This is a genomic window from Alkalimonas collagenimarina (assembly GCF_030717845.1).
Lineage (GTDB): Bacteria > Pseudomonadota > Gammaproteobacteria > Enterobacterales > Alteromonadaceae > Alkalimonas > Alkalimonas collagenimarina.
The window spans coordinates 1-20,566 of the sequence record NZ_JAUZVZ010000023.1 but is presented as its reverse complement, the minus strand read 5'-3'; the positions used below and the strand labels follow the sequence as shown (position 1 = coordinate 20,566).

17 protein-coding genes are annotated in these 20,566 nt (G+C 47.9%); 9 read left to right on the top strand and 8 right to left on the bottom strand.

Features of this window, described 5'->3' with window-relative positions:
• Position 1: 1 nt before the first annotated feature.
• Complete coding sequence (rluC, locus tag Q3O60_RS14115; protein WP_305894588.1) at positions 2-955, bottom strand: 23S rRNA pseudouridine(955/2504/2580) synthase RluC; 954 nt, start codon at positions 953-955, stop codon at positions 2-4.
• A gap of 488 nt (positions 956-1,443) precedes the next feature.
• Here rluC and rne point away from each other — a divergent pair, with 488 nt between their 5' ends.
• Positions 1,444-4,734, top strand: a complete 3,291-nt coding sequence (rne, locus tag Q3O60_RS14110) for a ribonuclease E (protein WP_440132265.1) — start codon at positions 1,444-1,446, stop codon at positions 4,732-4,734.
• Between the two features lie 108 nt (positions 4,735-4,842).
• On the opposite strand, the gene Q3O60_RS14105 is transcribed toward rne, so the two are convergent.
• On the bottom strand, positions 4,843-6,252 hold the full coding sequence (locus Q3O60_RS14105; protein ID WP_305894586.1) for a sodium-dependent transporter: 1,410 nt from the start codon (positions 6,250-6,252) through the stop codon (positions 4,843-4,845).
• Positions 6,253-6,427: 175 nt separating this feature from the next.
• Between Q3O60_RS14105 and Q3O60_RS14100 the strand changes: the two genes are divergently transcribed.
• A complete protein-coding gene (locus tag Q3O60_RS14100; protein ID WP_305894585.1) occupies positions 6,428-6,727 on the top strand; it encodes a YciI family protein in 300 nt (99 codons plus the stop codon).
• Between the two features lie 9 nt (positions 6,728-6,736).
• Positions 6,737-7,750 (top strand): UDP-glucose 4-epimerase GalE, encoded by a 1,014-nt coding sequence (gene galE / locus Q3O60_RS14095; RefSeq protein ID WP_305894584.1) that lies wholly within the window; start codon positions 6,737-6,739, stop codon positions 7,748-7,750.
• A 74-nt stretch (positions 7,751-7,824) separates the two neighbouring features.
• Here the strand turns inward: galE and rluB are convergent, their stop codons facing one another.
• The 5 genes from rluB to Q3O60_RS14070 all read right to left on the bottom strand — a co-directional run bounded on the left by rluB (position 7,825) and on the right by Q3O60_RS14070 (position 11,761).
• Positions 7,825-8,769, bottom strand: a complete 945-nt coding sequence (gene rluB, locus Q3O60_RS14090) for a 23S rRNA pseudouridine(2605) synthase RluB (RefSeq protein WP_305894583.1) — start codon at positions 8,767-8,769, stop codon at positions 7,825-7,827.
• On the bottom strand, positions 8,766-9,353 hold the full coding sequence (gene scpB, locus Q3O60_RS14085; protein ID WP_305894582.1) for an SMC-Scp complex subunit ScpB: 588 nt from the start codon (positions 9,351-9,353) through the stop codon (positions 8,766-8,768). Before scpB ends, rluB begins: the two co-directional genes overlap by 4 nt.
• A complete protein-coding gene (locus Q3O60_RS14080) occupies positions 9,350-10,177 on the bottom strand; it encodes a segregation and condensation protein A (protein WP_305894581.1) in 828 nt (275 codons plus the stop codon). Before Q3O60_RS14080 ends, scpB begins: the two co-directional genes overlap by 4 nt.
• A gap of 9 nt (positions 10,178-10,186) precedes the next feature.
• Positions 10,187-10,807 carry an L-threonylcarbamoyladenylate synthase gene (locus tag Q3O60_RS14075; RefSeq protein ID WP_305894580.1) on the bottom strand — a complete coding sequence of 207 codons (621 nt, stop codon included), beginning with the start codon at positions 10,805-10,807 and terminating at the stop codon, positions 10,187-10,189.
• A 93-nt stretch (positions 10,808-10,900) separates the two neighbouring features.
• Complete coding sequence (locus Q3O60_RS14070) at positions 10,901-11,761, bottom strand: PHP domain-containing protein (protein ID WP_305894579.1); 861 nt, start codon at positions 11,759-11,761, stop codon at positions 10,901-10,903.
• A gap of 362 nt (positions 11,762-12,123) precedes the next feature.
• On the opposite strand from Q3O60_RS14070, the gene Q3O60_RS14065 reads away from it, so the two are divergent.
• Genes Q3O60_RS14065 through trpA form a run of 6 tightly spaced genes read left to right on the top strand, consistent with a single transcriptional unit; the run spans position 12,124 to position 18,692 of the window.
• Positions 12,124-13,710, top strand: coding sequence for an anthranilate synthase component 1 (locus Q3O60_RS14065; RefSeq protein ID WP_305894578.1), 1,587 nt, complete (start codon positions 12,124-12,126; stop codon positions 13,708-13,710).
• The gene (locus Q3O60_RS14060; protein ID WP_305894577.1) at positions 13,707-14,300 is read left to right on the top strand and encodes an aminodeoxychorismate/anthranilate synthase component II; all 594 of its coding nucleotides are present in this window, start codon (positions 13,707-13,709) and stop codon (positions 14,298-14,300) included. The genes Q3O60_RS14065 and Q3O60_RS14060 overlap by 4 nt, the downstream gene beginning before the upstream one ends.
• On the top strand, positions 14,297-15,307 hold the full coding sequence (gene trpD, locus Q3O60_RS14055; RefSeq protein WP_305894576.1) for an anthranilate phosphoribosyltransferase: 1,011 nt from the start codon (positions 14,297-14,299) through the stop codon (positions 15,305-15,307). Before Q3O60_RS14060 ends, trpD begins: the two co-directional genes overlap by 4 nt.
• On the top strand, positions 15,300-16,679 hold the full coding sequence (gene trpCF / locus Q3O60_RS14050) for a bifunctional indole-3-glycerol-phosphate synthase TrpC/phosphoribosylanthranilate isomerase TrpF (RefSeq protein WP_305894575.1): 1,380 nt from the start codon (positions 15,300-15,302) through the stop codon (positions 16,677-16,679). Before trpD ends, trpCF begins: the two co-directional genes overlap by 8 nt.
• Positions 16,672-17,883 carry a tryptophan synthase subunit beta gene (gene trpB / locus Q3O60_RS14045; protein ID WP_305894574.1) on the top strand — a complete coding sequence of 404 codons (1,212 nt, stop codon included), beginning with the start codon at positions 16,672-16,674 and terminating at the stop codon, positions 17,881-17,883. Before trpCF ends, trpB begins: the two co-directional genes overlap by 8 nt.
• The gene (trpA, locus tag Q3O60_RS14040) at positions 17,880-18,692 is read left to right on the top strand and encodes a tryptophan synthase subunit alpha (RefSeq protein ID WP_305894573.1); all 813 of its coding nucleotides are present in this window, start codon (positions 17,880-17,882) and stop codon (positions 18,690-18,692) included. The genes trpB and trpA overlap by 4 nt, the downstream gene beginning before the upstream one ends.
• 17 nt (positions 18,693-18,709) lie before the next feature.
• Here trpA and Q3O60_RS14035 read toward each other — a convergent pair whose 3' ends face one another.
• Positions 18,710-20,323: a serine hydrolase gene (locus Q3O60_RS14035; protein ID WP_305894572.1), complete on the bottom strand. Its 1,614-nt coding sequence runs from the start codon at positions 20,321-20,323 to the stop codon at positions 18,710-18,712.
• Positions 20,324-20,566 lie beyond the last annotated feature (243 nt).

The window sequence follows — 20,566 nt, the reverse complement described above, 5'->3', positions numbered from 1 at the left end:
ATTAAACTCGCTTTAATTGCTGTAGCGCCGCAGAGAGATCTGCATCAAGCGGCGCTTCGACAGCTAAGGTGGTCTCAGTGGCCGGGTGCACCACACGCAAACTGAAGGCATGTAAAAATAAACGCTTTAAACCGAGCCCTTTCATCTGCTCGGTAAAGGCCGCATCGCCGTACTTGTCATCGCAGGCAATAGCGTGCCCTTTGCACGCGGTATGAACTCGTATTTGATGAGTACGTCCAGTGACAGGAAAGGCCTCTATCAGCGTGCTTTGTTGATAACGCTGTAAAATCCGAAAGCGAGTCTCTGACTCTTTGCCTTCGATATGATCAACCCGCACCATCCGCTCACCTGATTGCAGGGTATTCTTGCGCAGTGGCTCTGTCACCTTACGCAATTTGGCAGGCCAATCACCCGCGACCAAGGCATGGTATTTCTTTTCCACCGTTTTATCACGTAATTGCTGATGCATATGACGTAACACAGAACGTTTTTTAGCAATCATCAAACAGCCGGAGGTATCCCGATCCAATCGATGCACTAACTCTAAATGACGATCATCGGGCCGTAAGGCACGTAAAGCTTCTATCACACCAAAACTCAGACCACTACCGCCATGTACCGCCATGCCAGAGGGTTTATTGAGAATAATTAAATGGTCATCCTCAAATAAGATGCAGTGCTCAAGTTGCTTAACTACGGCTAGTTGATTGGAAATTGCATCCGGTTCTTTGCGCACGGTGATGGGAGGGATCCGTAGTAAATCACCAGCCTGAAGCTTGTAATCAGGTTTTATCCGTTTTTTGTTTATTCGGACTTCACCTTTGCGCAACACCCGATAAATGACACTTTTCGGTACGCCTTTCAGCCGTGTGATCAAGAAGTTGTCTACGCGCTGACCTGAAAAATCGGGTTCAATTTCAACAATTTGCACACCTAACTTAATGTCATCTGTCATGAAAGCTTTCAACTCTGCTAAAATTACAATTTAGTTGCTATTGGTTGCTGATTAATGGGATAATACCTAGGCTAATTAAGCCACAACCATGGCAATTAGGGCGCTCTAAGCGACATAAGAGATGATGTGCGGCACCGCTACGAAGGTGGATCATACCGAAATCGTTGTGAAAACCAACGTTTTTCAACCTTCAAAGCAAACAAAACGCCATTTTGTCTGAGGTAATGCTGCGTAATTTATTACCAACATCGACAAAACACGGGATCCAGTCAGCTGAGCAAAATTGAATACGAATAGGCTATAACGCAGCGCACCAGAACATGCGGTGTGTTTCAGATTTGAATAATTACAGCGACAACTGTAAATTTTTACAATAGGTTTCCTCAAACATTCCAGTCGTGAGACTGCACCAGTAGATGTTTGAAAGCGTCTGAGCACCCGCTAAATGGCGTCGTTTCGTTGTGGCCTGAACACAGAGTCACTACACAATGAAAAGAATGTTAATTAATGCAACGCAGGAAGAAGAAATCCGTGTTGCGCTGGTTGATGGCCAGCGATTATTTGATTTGGATATCGAAAGCCCAGGTCATGAACAAAAGAAAGCCAATATTTACAAAGGTAAGATCACCCGGGTTGAACCCAGTCTTGAAGCGGCTTTTGTTGATTATGGTGCCGACCGGCATGGCTTCCTGCCTTTAAAAGAAATCTCCCGCGAATACTTCCCTGCAGGCTACAAATTTGATGGCCGTCCAAACATTAAAGAAGTGGTTAAAGAAGGTCAGGAAGTTATTATCCAGATTGATAAAGAAGAGCGTGGCCAAAAAGGTGCTGCGTTAACTACCTTTGTCAGCCTGGCTGGTTCTTATTTAGTATTGATGCCGAACAATCCTCGTGCTGGCGGAATTTCTCGTCGCATTGAAGGTGATGAGCGTCAGGATCTTAAAGATGCTCTCAATCAATTGGTGATGCCTGATGGCATGGGCCTGATTGTGCGTACCGCAGGTGTCGGTAAATCCTTTGAAGAGCTGGATTACGATTTAAAAGCGTTGTTGAAGCACTGGTCAGCTATTACTGATGAAGCCGCGAAAAAAGCAGCCCCTTTCCTAATCCATCAAGAAAGTAATGTGGTGTTTCGTGCTATTCGTGATTACTTGCGCCGCGATATCGGTGAAATCTTGATCGACAGCCAACGCATTTTTGATGAAGCAAGATTATACATTCAGCAATTCCGGCCTGATTTCGCGCACAGAGTAAAACTGTATACCGGTGAAGTGCCTTTATTTATGCACTTCCAGATTGAAAGCCAAATTGAGTCTGCTTTTCATCGTGAAGTTCGCTTGCCTGCTGGCGGCTCCATTGTCATCGATAGCACCGAAGCATTAACTGCGATTGATATCAACTCGGCCAAGGCCACCAAAGGCGGTGATATTGAAGAAACCGCCTTTAATACCAACCTTGAAGCTGCCGACGAAATTGCTCGTCAATTGCGTTTGCGGGATCTTGGTGGCTTAATCGTCATCGACTTTATCGATATGACACCTGTACGGCACCAACGTGAGGTAGAAAACCGTTTAAAAGATGCGGTTAAGCAAGATCGTGCCCGCGTACAAATTGGTCGTATCTCCCGCTTTGGCTTACTGGAAATGTCACGTCAGCGTTTGCGCCCATCTTTGGGTGAGTCTGCGGGCCATTTATGCCCACGTTGCCATGGTCGTGGCACCATCCGAAGTACCGAATCTTCAGCATTGTCTATTTTGCGTCTGATTGAAGAAGAGTCGATCAAAGAGAACACCAGCCAGATTCAGGCTCAGGTGCCTATCTCTGTTGCGACCTACCTGATGAACGAGAAGCGGGATGCTGTCCGTCGTATTGAAAAGCGTCAGGGGATTGATGTATTCATTATTCCGAACGAGTACATGGAAACACCTCATTTTGAAGTGATCCGTGTTCGTATTGATGAAGAGCTGGATGAAAGCAGCTTCCAGATGGTGAAAACACCTGATCTGACAAAAGACCTGTACCAACCTTTGACGCAAGAAAGCACCCGTGAAAAACCTGCATTGGCTGCTATCAGCATTGTGGATCAAGCGCCAAAAGCTGACAGTAAAGCTGCCCCTGTCGCCAAACAGACGGCCCAAAAGCCGGAAGCTGGATTGTGGCAACAACTCACTGGTTGGGTGAGCAAGCTTTTCAGTGCACCAGAAGAAAAAGCACCTGAGAAAACTGAAAAACCAGTGCAACAGCGCTCAGAGCAAAACCGTCGTCCGGCGGGTCAAAATCAGGACAGCAACCGTCGTGGTCGCAATAACAACCGCCGTCGCGGGGGGCAGGATGCACGCAACCGCAACCAGTCTCGTGATCAAGACTCTGCGAGTTCATCAACTGAAACTGCTCAACCGAAACAAGCAGCTGCGAAGTCGCAAGCAAAGCCAGCAGACAGCAATAAAAAACAGGATGTCAAACCAGAAGCTAAGCAACCAAGCAAAGTAGCTAGTGATGATAAGCCTGTTCAACAACGTAAAGAGCGTCGTCAACGCCGTACCATGCAAAAGTCGGTTCGACTGGAAAAAGCTGAAACTGAAGCAGTGTCTACAACGGATGCAAAACCTGTTGAAACCAAGGCGATTGAAAAACCAGTTGAAACAAAAGCGGTTGAACGTGTTGAAAAAAATGAGCCTGTTCAGACGACAACACCACAAACGGTGAAGCAGGAACAAGCAACGCCAGTAGAATCAGATGCTAAAGCTGCGACTGAGACGACTCAAGCACCAGCAACGCCGTCAAAAGAAGCACAGCTGCCTGCTGAACAAGAAGTCGTCGCGAGTAAAACTACAGATGCAAAACCTGCTCAGGCTGAAACGCAGAAGCCTGCTACAGAGGAAGCCACAGCAGCGGCAACTTCATCAGATGGTGATGCCGATGCGGACCATGCAGAAAAAGAAGCAAGCGATCAGCGTAAGCGTACTCGCCGCTCTCCTCGTCACCTTCGCGCTGCAGGACAAAAACGCAAGAAAGAGCAAAGTGATATAGATGCAAGCGAACAAACGGACGTGAGCGCTGAACAACCGGCTTCTCAGCAACCTGCCATTGAGCCAAAAGATCAGCAGCTTGATCTGCCCATGGCAGAGTCCGTGGACACCAAAACTACTGCTGAGCCACAAAAAGCAAAAGAGCCAGCTAAGAAAGCAAAAGCTAAAGACACTGCAGAGCAGGCTTCAGCTCCAGACGCAACGGCTGCGGAAGATGCTGGCACTACTGCAAAAGCACCGGCCAAGCCACGTAAACGGGCTCCGGCCAGAAGCAAAGCGAAAACCAAAGCGGATACAGCAGACAAAGCAGTTGATAACGCTAGTGAGGCAAAGGTAAGCAGCGATAAAACAGCTAGCAAAGAAACAGCATCAACCGCAAAAGTTGAAACCGAGGCAGCAGTTGCAGCTAAAGCCGCAGATGCAACACCTGTTGAGTCTGCAAAAAGCAGTAGCAAAGCAGCGGATGTAACGGATACAAAGCCTAACGTTGATAAGGCCCCCGTTGCAGAACCAACTGCAGACAAGCCAGCAGCAAACAAACCAGCACCAGCTGCAACCAATCGTTACCAGCAGATGGTGGTATCACAAATGACTAAGCCGACTAAAGTCAGTGATGAACCTTCAGCTGAACTGCCAGGAGCAATGCCAGCAGAACAACGTCCTACGGTTCAAAGCTCTGACCGTCAGGCAGGTTCACGCTTCGCACGTCAAGCGTCATCAGCACCAATGAGTAAGACTGACTCAGAGTAACGAGTCAGGCTACTCAGCTTGATGAGCAAATAAAAAAGGTGCCATTTACAGAAGTAAATGGCACCTTTTTTTATGGCAATTCAAATCACATGAGATTCGTGCGTCAGATCAGAATACCTCAATCCCAAAGAAACGCCCTGCTACATTCAGTAAGAAAATGATCGCCAGTATGGCTGGAATAAAGGTACCCAGTGAGAAATCAATATACTTCTGAATAAAGCTGCCTTCAAATCGCTCATTGCCCTGCACCATTTCTTCATTCAGGTTTGCTTTCTTCCAGCGATAAATCACGAACAGGCAAAGCAGTAAGCCATTTAGTGGCAAGATACTGTAGTAAAACACATCCATAATGACGTCAAAAAAGGACTTGTCACCACCACCATAGCTAATAAAGCTACTCAGCCAATCAACTCGACCAAACGACAAAGCAGACAGCACCGATAAAAATACCATCAACACACCGAGTACGATCAAAGACTTGCGACGAGAGATACCTTTCGAGTCCATCAAACTGGCAACCGGCACTTCTATAATGGAAATCAGCGACGTCATGGCGGCAAAAAATACCAAGAGGAAGAAAAACGAAGCCACAAAGGATGCACCAAAGAAGCCAATATCCTGCTGTAACGCCAGAAATATCTTTGGAAGGAACATAAAGATCATGCCAATACTGGAGTCGGTTAACTCTGCAGGATCAGTGGCTGGGTCAAATGCAAAAACCGCAGGCAAGATTAACAAACCAGCACAACAAGCGACTAATAATGAAAGTGCAGCCACCATTTTACCGGCACCAACGATATCGTTATTTTTCTGAATATAGGAGCCATAGGTAATGAGTATACCCATCGCCAATGATAATGAGAAAAAGGCTTGTGCCAACGAATCGGTAAGCACCTGTACGTTGATTTTCGAGAAGTCTGGTATCAAAAAGAAAGTGACTCCCAACATGGCGTTCTCCAACGTCATGACATAAGCCACCAACAGTATCAACATGATAAATAAAGCAGGCATTAGGTAGGTTGCAGCACGTTCGATCCCTTGACGAACCCCCCCTTGCAAAATCAAAAAGGTTAAGCCAATCACAACGGCCATATAAACATAGAGCTCATTGCTATTGATAAAAACCCCAAAAGCCCCATCCTGAGCCAAGGTCTCTAACTGTCCCATCATCGCTTTGGCTAAATAACCAAAAATCCAGACGGTGATCACCAGATAAAACACGCCAATCATAAAAGGAGTAATTACGGCCAGCCAGCCGACCCCATTCCAAAGCTTATGTTGACCAATTTCACTGTAAGCACCATAAGGGCTTTTCCGGGTATGCCGGCCTAAACTCATCTCGGCTAACATCACCGGCAAACAGATAAAAAACACAAAAATGGTATACATAATTAAAAATGCAGCGCCACCATTTTGGCTGGCCATCACCGGAAAGGCGACCAGATTGCCGATACCGACGGCAGAACCTGCAGCTGCCAGAATAAAGCCTAATTTAGAACTGAACAGTTCGCGTTTCATTTTGGTTGGGACTCCCTGACTTTTATTGTTAGAATTGTATGGTATAGATTTGGTCTATCTTTTTTCATCATGCTAACAGGGCGAAGTTCGAAATCCTAGCATTTCGGTAGGCCGATGCGTTAAAGCCGCATTTTTTATGGTTTAATATAAACAGCATCTCTTCAAAGGACGTACCATGCTTTATATGATTTATTCTGAGGATGTTGCCAATAGTCTTGAGCAACGTCTACAAACCCGCCCTGCTCACCTCGCTCGCTTGCAGACATTACAGCAACAAGGTCGATTGCAGCTTGCAGGGCCATTGCCTGCCGTTGATAGTATTGACCCCGGACCAGCTGGTTTCACTGGGTCTCTGGTGGTTGCTGAATTTGATTCTTTAGCCGAGGCTCAACGCTGGGCCGATGATGATCCCTATCTGGCAGCCGGTGTATATAAATGTTCAACCGTGAAACCCTTTAAAAAAGTTCTCCCTTAAGGACAGCCAATGAGCGCAATATTATTAACCGGTGGTGCAGGCTATATCGGCAGCCACACCGCATTGGCTCTGCTACGAGCTGGTCATCAGGTAATCAGCATCGATAACTTCAGCAACAGCACCCCTGAATCGCTGCATCGTGTTCAGCAATTGGCTAACAGACATCTGCTTAGTCTGGAGCTTGATATTCGTGATCAACAAGGATTACGTGACTTATTTAAAGCCCATGATATCGCAGCAGTCATCCACTTTGCCGGATTAAAAGCAGTCGGCGAGTCGACGGAACAGCCTCTGCATTACTACGATAACAACGTGGCGGGCACCGTTACCTTGTGTCAGGTGATGCAGGAAGTTGGCGTTAAACAGCTGGTTTTTAGTTCATCAGCAACGGTGTATGGCGATGCCAAGCAGGTACCTATCTCTGAGCTGGCTCCTCGTTCGGCGACCAACCCATACGGTCAAAGCAAACTGATGATTGAGCATATTTTAGAAGATTTGGTAGTAGCAGACCCAACTTGGTCTATTGCCCTTTTGCGTTACTTTAATCCAGTCGGTGCCGATAGCAGCGGCCAAATCGGCGAAGATCCTAATGGTATCCCTAATAATCTGATGCCTTTTATTTCGCAAGTAGCGGTGGGTAAACGTGAAAAACTTCATGTATTTGGTGGCGATTACCCAACGAAAGATGGCACTGGCGTTCGTGATTACATTCATGTGGTTGATTTAGCCGCCGGTCACTTGAAGGCGCTTAGCTATCTGCAACAGCATTCAGGCATTGAAGCATTTAACCTTGGTACCGGCGTTGGTTACAGCGTACTGGATATGGCGCATGCTTTTCGTGATATCAACCAAGTCGCCGTTCCATACCAGATTGGAGAACGTCGCCCCGGTGATATAGCGACCTGTTATGCCGACCCGGGCAAAGCTAAATCAGTTTTGAATTGGCAAGCGGAAAAAACGCTGGATGATATGGTACGAGATAGTTGGCGCTGGCAACAGCAAAACCCGGATGGGTATGCGTAACACCTCCCCCTGCTGCGGTTCGTAAAGTTTTGCTGCGATAGATGGTTTCATCTATCGCGGTGTCTCAAGAGTGGCTAGGTACGGGAGGGCTTTTTAGGGCTTTTGCGTTGTGGTGCTCTATCTTTTGTTGCTTCGCTGCGTGCTGGTTTAGCTTTTGGTTTGGTCTCTTTACGGCCTGGTGTTTTAGCCGCAATTTGATGCTTACGCACCGCCCGACGGACACCAGCAATACGACGTCGCCTTTCGGTGCGGTCTTCATGCATGATTAGGCTTTGTGTCTCTTCCGGCAACTTAACCAGCTCTCGTAAGTAATTCACTTCTTTTAAGTCACATTCAGCATAACCACCCGCTGGAATATGTTTCGGCAATTGCAGATCGCCATAGCGTACTCGGATCAAGCGATTCACTACTGCTCCCTGCGACTCCCACATACGACGAACTTCACGGTTGCGTCCTTCAGTCAGCATCACATGAAACCAGCGATTCAGGCCCTCACCAGGCATGGCTTTAATTTTCTTAAAGTTGGCTTTGCCATCTTCCAGCATTACTCCGGTGCGCAAGCGTTGAATAATGGCATCGGTTACTTCACCAAAAACCCGCACTGCATACTCGCGTTCAACTTCAAACTTAGGGTGCATTAAGCGATTGGCCAGCTCACCGTCGGTGGTAAATAGCAAAAGACCAGAGGTGTTAATATCGAGGCGGCCAATGGCAATCCAACGCGCACCTTGTAGTTTAGGTAAACGTTCAAATACGGTTGGACGACCCTCCGGATCGTTGCGTGAACATATCTCTCCTTCAGGCTTATGATACGCAATGACCCGACACACTTGAGCTTCTTCTGCCATGATTTTCACAGGGTGACCATCGACCCGTATCGCCTGCCCCGGCTCTACCCGATCACCTAAAAAGGCGGTTTTTCCATCGACCGATACTCGACCAGCACTGATTAAGCTTTCCATTTCGCGGCGCGAGCCAACGCCTGCCCGGGCTAATACTTTTTGTAATTTTTCACTCATGATGATACATCTCCTGTCATCTCGACGGTGTTGAGCTCAGCATCAGAAACCGGTCTTAACTCGGTAAGCTGTGGAAGCTGGCTTAAGTTTTTCAAACCAAAATAATCTAAAAATTCAGCCGTGGTGGCGTAAAGCCCTGGCCGGCCTGGTACTTCTTTATGGCCTACCACCTTGACCCAGTTTCGGTCCACTAAGGTGCGCATGATCTGTGAGCTCACACTAACGCCACGTATATCTTCAATCTCACCACGGGTAATCGGCTGACGATAAGCAATCAATGCCAAGGTTTCCATCACTGCTCTGGAATAGCGTGGTGAGCGCTCGGGCCACAGCCGGGCCAAGTAATCACTCAACTCAGGCCGACTTTGAAAATGATAGCCTGAGGCGGTTTCTACCAATTGTACACCACGACCGGCATAATCTTGCTGTAATTGTGCAAGGATTTGCTGTAATTTTTTTTTGCTGACATTTAAGTCAGCCAACACGCCAGCTTGCAAATCCGGCATGGACAGTGGTTGTTCTGAAGTAAACAAAGCGGCTTCAACCAGTTGTTGCAACTGAGCTGGCTGGATCTGTCGACTCATGCGTCAGCCCCCACAGCCACTTTCAGATGGATTGGCCCGTATAACTCTACCTGGGTGAGCATAATCAGCTTTTCTTTACTTAACTCAAGCACAGCCAAAAAACTAACCACGACGCCTTCTTTACCTTCTGAGGTATCAAAACAGTCTTCAAAACGTAAATAATCCCGTTGTTGCAATAAGCTTAGGATGCGACTCATGCGCTCACGGGTCGACATTAACTCGCGCTTAATATGATGATGCTGAAAGTCATTAGCACGTTTCATAATATCTTTCAGCGCCAATACCATATCCTCCAGTGAGACCTCAGGCAAAATGATCAAAGGCTGAAAATCAGCGGGTAGCTCTGCATGCCCATGAAAAAAATCACGCTCTTGTCGCGGCAGTAGATCCATATCGGTAGCTGCCTGACGATATACCTCGTATTCTTGCAAGCGGCGGATCAGCTCGGCTCGTGGATCACTTTCTTCGTCTTCGTGTTCCCGATGTTTTGGCAACAACAACCTCGATTTTATTTCTGCCAGCATTGCCGCCATGACCAAGTACTCTGCCGCCAGCTCAAAATTCATCTCCTGCATCAGCTCGATGTATTCCATGTATTGCTGAGTAATTTCATTCACGGGTAAATCAACGATCTCAAACTTGTGTTTGCGGATCAAATACAGCAGAAAGTCCAATGGCCCTTCAAATGCATCAAGTAGCACTTCCATGGCATCAGGCGGGATGTATAAATCCTCAGGCCGATCCAGCACCGCCTCGCCACGCACAAAGGCCAGCGGTAACGGTTGCTGAATCGTCAGTGGCTCAGGAACGAATGGCTCGCTCATGCTGCGGTATCAGAGAAAAGGACTGCAATCACCAACCCCTTCACGCACAATAACAGGCTGGTCTTCGGATAAGTCCACGACTGTGGTGGGCGCCTCGGCAATCACACCACCATGCATGATCAAATCGACCTGCTTTTCCAGTTGCAGCCGCATATCTTCTGGATCGGCTTCAGCAAATTGCTGACCGGGCAGAAGTAAACTGGTCGACATTAGTGGCTCACCTAACTCTTCGAGTAAGGCCAGTGCAATGCGATTTTCAGGAATACGCAAGCCAATGGTTTTCTTTTTCTCGTTCAAAAAGCGCCGCGGCACATCTTTGGTGCCACGCAGAATAAAAGTATAGGCGCCCGGGGTATTGTTTTTAATCAACCGAAAGGCTTTATTATCAACTTTTGCAAATAACGACAGCTCAGATAAGTCTTTGCACATCAGGGTGAAGTGATGATCACCACTGATTTGTCGAATACGCAAAATTCGCTCGTGGGCATTTTTATCACCTAAATGGCAAGCAAGGGCATAGCCACTATCAGTCGGGTACACCACTACTCCGCCTCGCTGAATAATCTGCGCGGCTTGCTTAAGCAAGCGCAATTGAGGTGTATCTGGGTGTAAATGAAAAAATTGACTCATACGATTCTTCTTATTCTTAGTTCTGTTGTTAGTAAAGTAAACTTTTGCTTACAAGGACATGGCAGGCTCTCATAACAACTGAGCTTCGCGAACTTAAAGTGGTAATGCCTGTTGTCCTGCCAACTTCCAATTGCCCCACACCGGGGTCATCTCCTCAGTTAAATATAGGTTTTTTCCCAGCTCATTCCAAGGCGTTGGCTGATGAAAATCAGAGCCCACGGAAGCAAGTAAGCCATACTGCTGGCATAAAGCCCATAATTCAGCCCGTTGCTGAGGAGTTTGCTGTGGCGATACCACTTCCATTGCATCACCACCGGCATTGGAAAAATCTACCACTAGACGGCGTAACCACTTTCCCGACAGCTTGTATTTTAATGGATGAGCCAACACGGCTTGGCCACCTGCTTGCTGGATCCAGCCAATGGCATCAGCCAGCGACACCCATTGCGATGGTACATAAGCCGGTTTGCCTCGGGCTAAGTATTTATCAAAAGCAGCCCCCATGTGTTCGACGGCACCTATTTGCACCAAATAGCGCGCCACATGAGCACGAGTTACCGCAGCTCCAGCTGCCATCTCCATCACACCGGGTAACACATCATCCATCCGGCAACGACGACTCAGACGCTCAGCAATAAGCGCAACACGTTCAATTCGTTTTTGTTGTTGCTCTGCCAGTCGTTGTTGAAAAAGCTCATTAGTGGGGTCAAAGTTTAACCCAACCACATGAATTTCAAAGTTTTGCCAGCTGCTGGATATCTCGACGCCACTGATGAGCTGAAGCTTGGAGTTCTGGCTGTGTAGATAAGCCTGTGCTTCAGGGATAGCAGCAATCGAGTCGTGATCAGTAATGGCGAGCACATCCACGCCTCGCAGTTCTGCCCGCTGCAGTAATTCCTGCGTGGTTAATAAACCGTCCGAGTGGCGGGTATGGCTGTGCAAATCGATTTTCATACAAACTCCTGATTAAAGATTATTATCGCACAAAATGCCGTTGAAAACGAAAGGCATTATAGCCATCCAGACGCATATATGTTTATAATGCAGACCAATTGTTCAGCCAGAATTAATTTTTTCTTGCTGCACTACTTGACCTGAACTGAAATTCGCGGTTTTATAGCACAAACGAAAACTAAGAACGTGATTAAAGCTAATGCAACTTCTCAACGCTTGTTCATTCACTGCAATCAACTGGTGGTGGCACACTCCCAACGGGCGTGTGTTGTAGGCGTTGTTTTAGCTTTAATAACCTGAGCCCGTTTCCAAAAGAAACGGGCTTTTTTTTACCTATTTTTTATGAACCGACAGGAAAACAGATGATTTTCAGTCATATTACCGAGCAAGCTGGCGAAGTAGCGAGCATTGCCATGCCGCTGGATTACCAGCAGGATCCATTATCCTGTTACCAGCAATTAGCAGCAACCAGCAGCTGCTCACTGCTGCTAGAATCGGCCGAAATTGACAGCAAGGACAACCTGAAGAGTCTGATGTTGATTGATGTAGCTTTACGCATTGAATGCATCGGCTCTGTGGTCACACTGCGCGCTATCAGCCCAAACGGTGCCACCTTACTGCCCTTTCTGGCTGAAAAGTTACAAACAGAGGCCAGCGTAGAATTAGACTCGGAGCAGTTGGTGGTTCGCTATGCCGAGGCCGATCCACTGCTGGATGAGGTCAGCCGGTTGCAGGTGCCCAATCCTTTTAGTGTACTGCGTCGTATTCGAACGGAGCTAGTCAGCCAAAGTGATGAAGCCTTTGCAGTCTTTCTGGGCGGTGTCATCGGCTACGATATGGTGGCTAATGTTGAGCAACTACCAGAGGTTCCCACTGGGGATAATCAATGCCCGGATTATCTATTTTATCTGGCTGAAACCATGATGGTGATGGATCATCAAGCCAAAACCAGCAAGGTGCTTGGTAATGTATTTTGTGGCGAGCAAGCTCTGGCCAACTGTTTTGCCATTGGCAAACGTCTGGAGCAGTTAAAACAACTCGCTCAGCAAGGACATCGGTTTCAGCCTGGCACCCCGACTAGCTCAGAAGCTGTGGCAACGGTCGATATTTCTGACGAAACCTTTAAACAGCAGGTCGTCCAGTTAAAGCAACATATTGTCTGTGGTGATATCTTTCAGGTTGTCCCTTCGCGCTGCTTTCAATTGCCTTGCCCTAACCCTTTAACCGCTTATGCCCGACTAAAGCAACTCAACCCCAGCCCTTATATGTTTTTTATGCAAGATCAAGCGTTCACTTTGTTTGGGGCTTCTCCTGAGTCAGCATTAAAGTTTGATGCTAACAACCGGCAGGTCGAAATTTATCCAATAGCTGGCACCCGACGTCGTGGTTTTCATGCCGATGGCCGCATCGACCCTGATTTGGATAGTCGCATTGAACTGGAGCTGCGTCAGGATGAAAAGGAAAAAGCTGAGCATCTGATGCTGGTCGATCTGGCTCGCAATGATGTGGCACGTATCGCCGTACCGGGCAGTCGCTATGTCAAAGAATTACTTAAAGTGGATCGATACTCTTACGTCATGCACTTGGTGTCTCGAGTCATTGGTACTTTAAAGCCTGAACTGGATGCATTGCATGCGTATCAGGCCTGTATGAATATGGGTACCTTGGTTGGCGCGCCGAAAGTGAAAGCGGCGGAGCTAGTGCGTTATGTCGAGAAAAAACGCCGTGGCAGTTATGGCGGAGCCGTCGGTTACCTGACAGGTCAAGGTGACTTTGACAGTTGCATCGTCATCCGATCAGCCTATGTGCAAGATGGAATTGCATCCATACAAGCAGGTGCCGGTGTCGTGTTCGACTCCGACCCACAAGCTGAAGCAGACGAAACCCGGAATAAAGCTCAGGCTGTCATCAAAGCCATTCAAACCGCTGACGCGTTGGAGAAGTTATGACCACCCTGTATTTGTTGGATAACATGGACTCCTTTACCTACAACCTGGTGGATGAGTTTGAGCAGTTGGGCTATCGCTTAAAGCTGTATCGTCATACCGTGCCTGCTGATTTCATTATGCAGCAGATCAATCAAGAGACCGACAACACAGCCTTGGTGTTATCCCCTGGGCCTGGTGCTCCTGAACATGCTGGCTGCATGCCAGAGTTGATCCGTTTAACCGTAGGAAAGATCCCACTCCTAGGCATCTGCCTGGGTCATCAGGCGCTGGTAGAGCACTTTGGTGGTACTGTTGGCCAGGCTGGGCAAACCGTGCATGGTAAAACCTCCGCCATTGAGCTCAGCGATCACCCTGTGTTTGCCGAGCTGCCCCGGCCCTTTCCGGTGGCGCGCTATCACTCCTTAATCGCAACAGAGGTACCAGACACCATGGATGTGATCGCGCATTATCAACATATTCCGATGGCGGTATGCCATAAAACCTTGCCAGTGCTAGGTTTTCAGTTCCATCCAGAATCCATTTTAACCACACTAGGCAAACCTTTACTCAAGCAAAGTTTAGATTACTTAATAAACAGGAGTGCTCCATGATTGCAGCTCTGGTACAAAAGCGTCTGAATGGTGGCAGCTATACTCAGGCTGAAGCCAGCGAGTTTTATGGTGCTGTAGTGCGCGGTGAAGTGGACCCAATTGATTTAACCGCCGTGCTCGTTGCCGGAAAACTCAGCGGCATCGCTGCCGAGGAAGTCGCCGGTGCTGCCAAGGCTCTGCGTGCTGCAGCGGTTCCCTTTCCTGGCGATGCCAGCGATAGCATAGACTGCTGCGGTACCGGTGGCGATGGCAGCAACACCATTAATATCTCGACCACTGCCGCTATAGTAGCCGCAGCTGCTGGTTTGTCGGTGGTGAAGCATGGCAACCGTAGTATTTCTTCCGCCTCAGGTTCGTCAGATTTACTGAGCGCACTTGGGGTGAATATCGAGCTTTCACCAGAGTTGGCTGCACAGTCGCTAGCGCGCACTGGCTGCACTTTTTTGTATGCTCCTTTGTATCATGCAGGTATCCGCCATGCGATGCCGGTTCGTCAGCAGTTAAAAACGCGAACCTTGTTTAATGTGCTAGGCCCTATCGTAAACCCAGCAGCCCCAAGCTATCAATTACTTGGCGTCTATGATCCAGCATTAGCACCAGTACTAGCAGAAGCCTTGGCACAGCTAGGCCTACGTAAAGCATGGGTTGTGCATGGCAGCGGTTGCGATGAAATCGCCTTGCATGGGCCAACCGAGGTAACTGAATTAATGGATGGTACTATCCGCCAATTTACACTGACTCCGGCTGATTTTGGTCTTTCCGAACGACCGCTAACCGAACTGGCTGGTGGGGCTCCGGAACAAAACGCCCAAGCCAGTTTAGCTATCCTACAAGGCCAAGGTATCCCGGCACACCGCGATGCCATTGCAGCCAATGTAGCTGCGATGATGGCGATTTGCGGTAAAGGGGATGATTTGAAAGCCAATACAGCGAAAATACAACAATTGCTTGCAACGGATCAGCCTTATCAAATCCTGCAAGCCATGAAGGAGATCTCCCATGGCTGATATCTTAAAAAAAATCATTGAACACAAACAGCATGAAGTTGCTAAATTAAAAGCCGATCGCCCGCTGGATTCCTTTTTGCATGACGTCAAAGCAACCGAGCGAAAATTCCTTGATGCACTGCGCAAATCTGGCCCTCGCTTTATTTTGGAGTGCAAAAAAGCATCGCCATCAAAAGGCCTGATCAGAGACAATTTCGATTTGGATGAGCTCTCTACCGTGTATGGTGAGTATGCTGATTGCATTTCAGTACTCACTGATCAGGAGTTTTTTCAAGGCAGTTATGACAATCTGAGCCAAATGCGAGCTTTGGTTCAACAGCCATTATTGCATAAAGACTTTATCATCGATCCCTACCAAATCTATCTGGGTCGTTTGTGCGGAGCTGATGCTGTCTTACTCATGCTATCGGTATTATCGGATGATGAATACCGTCAACTGCACGACGTCGCTTCATCCTTTGCCATGACCGTATTGACGGAAGTGAGCAATGAAGAAGAAACCAAGCGTGCAGTCGCTATGAATGCGCAACTAATTGGGATTAATAATCGCGATCTGCGCGATCTATCAACCGACCTGGATACCAGCATACGGCTACGAAAGCTGATCCCAAAAAATACTGTTGTTGTATCTGAATCTGGCATCTATACCAATCAACAGGTACGACAGCTTTCCATGGTCGCCGATGCATTTCTGGTAGGCAGTTCACTGATGGCTCAACCCAATCTGGCTTTAGCCTGCAAAAAACTGACCCGTGGTGAACACAAAATCTGTGGTTTAACCCGGCCAGAAGATGTAGCCGCTGCTCATCAAGCACAAGCCTACTATGGCGGGCTGATATTCTACCCAAAATCACCTCGCGCAGTAGATCTGGAGCACGCGAAAACATTGGTAAAACAAGCGGATTTAAACTTCGTAGGCGTATTTGTCAATGAACCAGCAGACATAGTGAGCCGTATAGCTACTGAACTTAAATTAACTGCCGTTCAGCTGCACGGTGAAGAGACTGATGATTACATCAATACCCTTCGTAGTCTGTTACCGGAGCACACTGAGATCTGGAAAGCTTATCGAGTTAAAAATAAACTGCCTACATTGACTCAGGACGCTGATCGAATCGTATTGGATACTTATCAAGCCGGTACACCTGGTGGTACCGGCGAGCAATTTAGCTGGCAACTGTTAGCACAACTCAACACTAAATTACCTGTGATGCTGGCCGGAGGTTTGCAAGCCAGCAATATCAATGACGCTTTGCAGCAGCCCGTCGCGGGTTTGGACCTGAACTCTGGTCTTGAAACGGAACCCGGGATTAAGTCTGCCGATAAAATTGCAACCGCATTTCAAATCATAAGAGAATTTCATTATGAGTAACAAAACTTTATCCGCCTATTTTGGTGATTACGGTGGCATGTTTGTACCTGAACTACTGGTGCCTGCACTGAAACAACTGGAGCAAGCATTCATTGATGCACAACAAGACGAGTCTTTTCAGCAGGAGTTTTATCACTTACTTAATACCTATGCGGGCCGTCCGACTCCTTTGACGTTATGCCGAAATATTTCTCCTAATCCTAAGGTAAAAATCTATCTTAAGCGGGAAGATTTATTGCACGGTGGTGCCCATAAAACCAATCAGGTGCTGGGTCAGGCATTGCTGGCTAAGCGCATGGGTAAGGATGACATTATTGCTGAAACCGGAGCTGGTCAACATGGTGTGGCCACCGCCTTAGCTTGTGCTTTGCTTGGTCTAAAATGCCGGGTTTACATGGGTGCAAAAGATATGGAGCGTCAGCAGCCGAATGTTTTTCGCATGAAACTGATGGGAGCTACCGTTATTCCAGTAACTTCCGGCTCTGGTACCCTAAAAGATGCCGTCAGTGAAGCGATGCGTGATTGGTCAGCAACTTATGATAAGAGTCACTATTTGTTAGGCACCGCTGCTGGGCCACATCCTTTCCCGACCATGGTCCGAGAGTTTCAACGTATGATCGGCGAAGAAGCGAAACAGCAAATCCTGCAGGCAGAAGGCCGTTTGCCCGATGCAGTGGTCGCTTGTGTCGGTGGTGGCTCCAACGCTATCGGTATGTTTGCCGACTTCATTGAAGAAAAAGGCGTTCGCCTGATTGGCGTTGAGCCTGGTGGCAAAGGCATTGATACCCATCAACATGGTGCGGCCTTAAGCACTGGTAGCTACGGTATCTTGCATGGTGCCTATACCGCTATTATGCAAACCAAAGAAGGTCAGATTGAAGAGTCGTACTCGGTATCTGCTGGCTTGGATTACCCGGCTGTAGGACCACAACATACCTTTTTGCAGCAAAGTGGCCGTGCTGAGTACGTGGCCATTAACGATGATGAAGCTTTAGCTGCATTTCAATTATTAGCTAAAAGCGAAGGGATTATTCCGGCTCTGGAGAGTTCGCATGCACTTGCTTATGCCTTAAAGATGGCGAAGGAAGCAGATTCCGAGCAAATTATTGTGATTAATTTATCTGGTCGTGGTGATAAAGATCTGGCCCATGTCCACGGCATTTTAGCTGCACAAAACAACCCAAGTACAGAGGAGCACGCATGAGCCGTTATCAACAGATGTTTTCGCGCTTAAGCGCAGTCAAACAAGGAGCCTTTGTACCATTCGTCACCATTGGCGACCCTGATTTAGAGCTATCGTACCGCATTATTGAAGCGCTTATTGCCGGTGGCGCTGATGCACTTGAACTGGGGATTCCATTCTCTGATCCAGTAGCCGATGGGCCAACTATACAAGGGGCAAATATCAGGGCTTTAGCTGCGGGTGTGACACCTAGTGCCAGTCTAGAGCTGATTAAAAAAGTGCGTCAGAATCACCCAGATTTGCCAATTGGTCTGTTGCTGTATAGCAATCTGGTGATGGCTAAAGGGTTAGACGCTTTTTATCAGCAAGCGGCTGAGTCAGGCATTGACTCAGTGCTGATTGCCGATGTGCCTTTGCATGAAAGCAAACTCTTCCGCCAAGCTGCGATGAAGCATGACGTAGCACCGATTTTTATCGTACCACCGAACTGTAGCGATGATACTCTTCGTCAGGTCGCCTCCTATGGCCGTGGTTACACCTATTTACTCAGCCGAGCAGGCGTCACCGGCACAGAAACCAAAGCTGCTGCACCGGCACATCACCTGATTGAAAAACTCAGTGAGTATCATGCCGCTCCGGCTTTGCTCGGTTTCGGTATTTCTGCACCAGAGCACGTCAAAGATGCACTGCAAAGTGGTGCAGCAGGGGCCATTTCCGGTTCAGCCATTGTACAGCGGATTGAAAAGCTCAAAGATCAACCTGAAGCACTGCTGCAAGAGCTCACTTCCTTTGTTCAGCAGATGAAAGCAGCCACAGATTTGTCGCGTTAAATGTGGCTGTTTTGATATTAATCGTCGCCTGACTGCTCCGCAGCAGGCGGCTCATTCCCTACTTTGTAAAAAGCCATATCCCGATAAGCATGACGTGCCCCTACCTGCACTCGATGCGGTAATAACTCAAAACCAGTCACCTGACGACGCGCATCAAGTTGGAAGCGGATTAAGGTATCTGCAGCCACATTAGGATCATCCCAGCGAATGACAAAGCTATGATCGGCAAATGGCTCCATCATGCCTACCTTATTCAGCATACGAACAGAACGAAAACGCAGCCCTTCAGTCGTTTGCTGAATATCGATGCCACCAAACCAACGATCAGCAAAGTAGCCACTGTAGGCTTGCAGCGGCAGCAAAACCTCACCAGTGCCCACTGGCAAATCAGGCTTACGCTGAGCTAAGCGTTGTTCACGTTCTTGCCGCTCTTGCTGTAAAAAAGCAACCCAATCCCGGGCTTCTTCAGCGGGTAGGTAAGCATCTAAAATTGACTGGACTACTGCCGTTCTGGCACCACTATCGGAACCATTGTTCAGGACCACCACACCAAGCTGAAGATCTGGTACCAGAGCGACATAGGCCTGATAACCAGATAAAGTTCCGGTATGATGCACTACCTTATAGCCATGCATATCCTGCATTCGCCAGCCCAAACCATAAGCACTGAAACTGGTCTGGTGCAATTCCTGCGTTCTGGTCGTGACCCCCATCAAAGTATTTGGCGACCACATCTGTAACAGTTGTTGTCGGCTAAAGACGCTCTTTTCTGCAGTGTTCTGCTGATACTGCTGTAATAAAAACTGCAGCCACTTACTCATATCCGCAGCACTACAAACCAAGCCACCTGCAGCAGCAGACATCTGGCCTTGACCATTAATGCTATTACGCGGAATATCAAAAAAGACACCACCGCGTCTACCATAGCCCAGCGCACGATTACCTAAGGCTGAGTCCGGCATATCACCGGCGTAACAGTCCATACCAAGTGGTTGAAAAAGACGTTCTGCAATGTAATCTTCCCACGGCTGTTCAGCTACACGAGCGACCAGTTCTGCGGCTGTAATATAGAACACATTACTATAGCCATAGTTGCTACGAAAACTAAACTCTGGAGTCAGATAGCGTAGGTTATGGATCACTTCCTGTCGGCTAAAACCTGAGGGTTCAGGCCAAATCATGCTATCACCAGCACCTCCAACCAAACCACTGCGATGTGATAACAAATCCCTGATGGTAAATTCAGTGGTAACCCAAGGGTCTTGCAACCGAAACTCTGGTAGATAATCCACCACCTTATCATCCCAGTTTAACTTTCCGTCATCTACCAGCATAGCAACCGAAGCTGCAGTAAAGGCTTTACTGGCCGAGGCAAGTCGGAAGTAAGTTTCAGCTGTGACCGGCAACTCCCCTTCCAGCTCACGATAACCATAACCAGCCAGATGGACTACATCGCCCTGATGAACTACAGCAACCGACATGCCAGGTGTATCAAAGGCTTCCAGCGACTGAGCAACCAGTTCAGGAATTAACAGATCCGTAGGCGTTACCTGCTCAGCAACACCAACCGACAACCAACCAGCCGCAACCATGCAGCCAACCAACTTTAGTTTAGGAATCAAATATTTCATAGGAAGGAATAATTTATTACAAGTGAAATCAGCTTATCACAGCGCAGTGACTGCAATCTAGTACAGTGGAGAGATCTTTAAAGCAATATCTAAGTTCTCCTCGGTTCCAAATCCCCCTCGGTCCCCATTTTACAAAGGGGAGGAATGCAGTAGCAGGATAAGGGAATACAGCATGGCGACTAAAACGTCGGGAGCGTTTTAGGACGTTGCGAAGCGACGGCCCGGAGGGCGAAACACAGGGAT

What these genes read in the sequence shown, in the direction of transcription:
- rluC (WP_305894588.1), bottom strand. Translation starts at nt 955, where the DNA reads ATGACAGATGACATTAAGTTAGGTGTGCAAATTGTTGAAATTGAACCC.
- rne (WP_440132265.1), top strand. Translation starts at nt 1,444, where the DNA reads ATGAAAAGAATGTTAATTAATGCAACGCAGGAAGAAGAAATCCGTGTT.
- Q3O60_RS14105 (WP_305894586.1), bottom strand. Translation starts at nt 6,252, where the DNA reads ATGAAACGCGAACTGTTCAGTTCTAAATTAGGCTTTATTCTGGCAGCT.
- Q3O60_RS14100 (WP_305894585.1), top strand. Translation starts at nt 6,428, where the DNA reads ATGCTTTATATGATTTATTCTGAGGATGTTGCCAATAGTCTTGAGCAA.
- galE (WP_305894584.1), top strand. Translation starts at nt 6,737, where the DNA reads ATGAGCGCAATATTATTAACCGGTGGTGCAGGCTATATCGGCAGCCAC.
- rluB (WP_305894583.1), bottom strand. Translation starts at nt 8,769, where the DNA reads ATGAGTGAAAAATTACAAAAAGTATTAGCCCGGGCAGGCGTTGGCTCG.
- scpB (WP_305894582.1), bottom strand. Translation starts at nt 9,353, where the DNA reads ATGAGTCGACAGATCCAGCCAGCTCAGTTGCAACAACTGGTTGAAGCC.
- Q3O60_RS14080 (WP_305894581.1), bottom strand. Translation starts at nt 10,177, where the DNA reads ATGAGCGAGCCATTCGTTCCTGAGCCACTGACGATTCAGCAACCGTTA.
- Q3O60_RS14075 (WP_305894580.1), bottom strand. Translation starts at nt 10,807, where the DNA reads ATGAGTCAATTTTTTCATTTACACCCAGATACACCTCAATTGCGCTTG.
- Q3O60_RS14070 (WP_305894579.1), bottom strand. Translation starts at nt 11,761, where the DNA reads ATGAAAATCGATTTGCACAGCCATACCCGCCACTCGGACGGTTTATTA.
- Q3O60_RS14065 (WP_305894578.1), top strand. Translation starts at nt 12,124, where the DNA reads ATGATTTTCAGTCATATTACCGAGCAAGCTGGCGAAGTAGCGAGCATT.
- Q3O60_RS14060 (WP_305894577.1), top strand. Translation starts at nt 13,707, where the DNA reads ATGACCACCCTGTATTTGTTGGATAACATGGACTCCTTTACCTACAAC.
- trpD (WP_305894576.1), top strand. Translation starts at nt 14,297, where the DNA reads ATGATTGCAGCTCTGGTACAAAAGCGTCTGAATGGTGGCAGCTATACT.
- trpCF (WP_305894575.1), top strand. Translation starts at nt 15,300, where the DNA reads ATGGCTGATATCTTAAAAAAAATCATTGAACACAAACAGCATGAAGTT.
- trpB (WP_305894574.1), top strand. Translation starts at nt 16,672, where the DNA reads ATGAGTAACAAAACTTTATCCGCCTATTTTGGTGATTACGGTGGCATG.
- trpA (WP_305894573.1), top strand. Translation starts at nt 17,880, where the DNA reads ATGAGCCGTTATCAACAGATGTTTTCGCGCTTAAGCGCAGTCAAACAA.
- Q3O60_RS14035 (WP_305894572.1), bottom strand. Translation starts at nt 20,323, where the DNA reads ATGAAATATTTGATTCCTAAACTAAAGTTGGTTGGCTGCATGGTTGCG.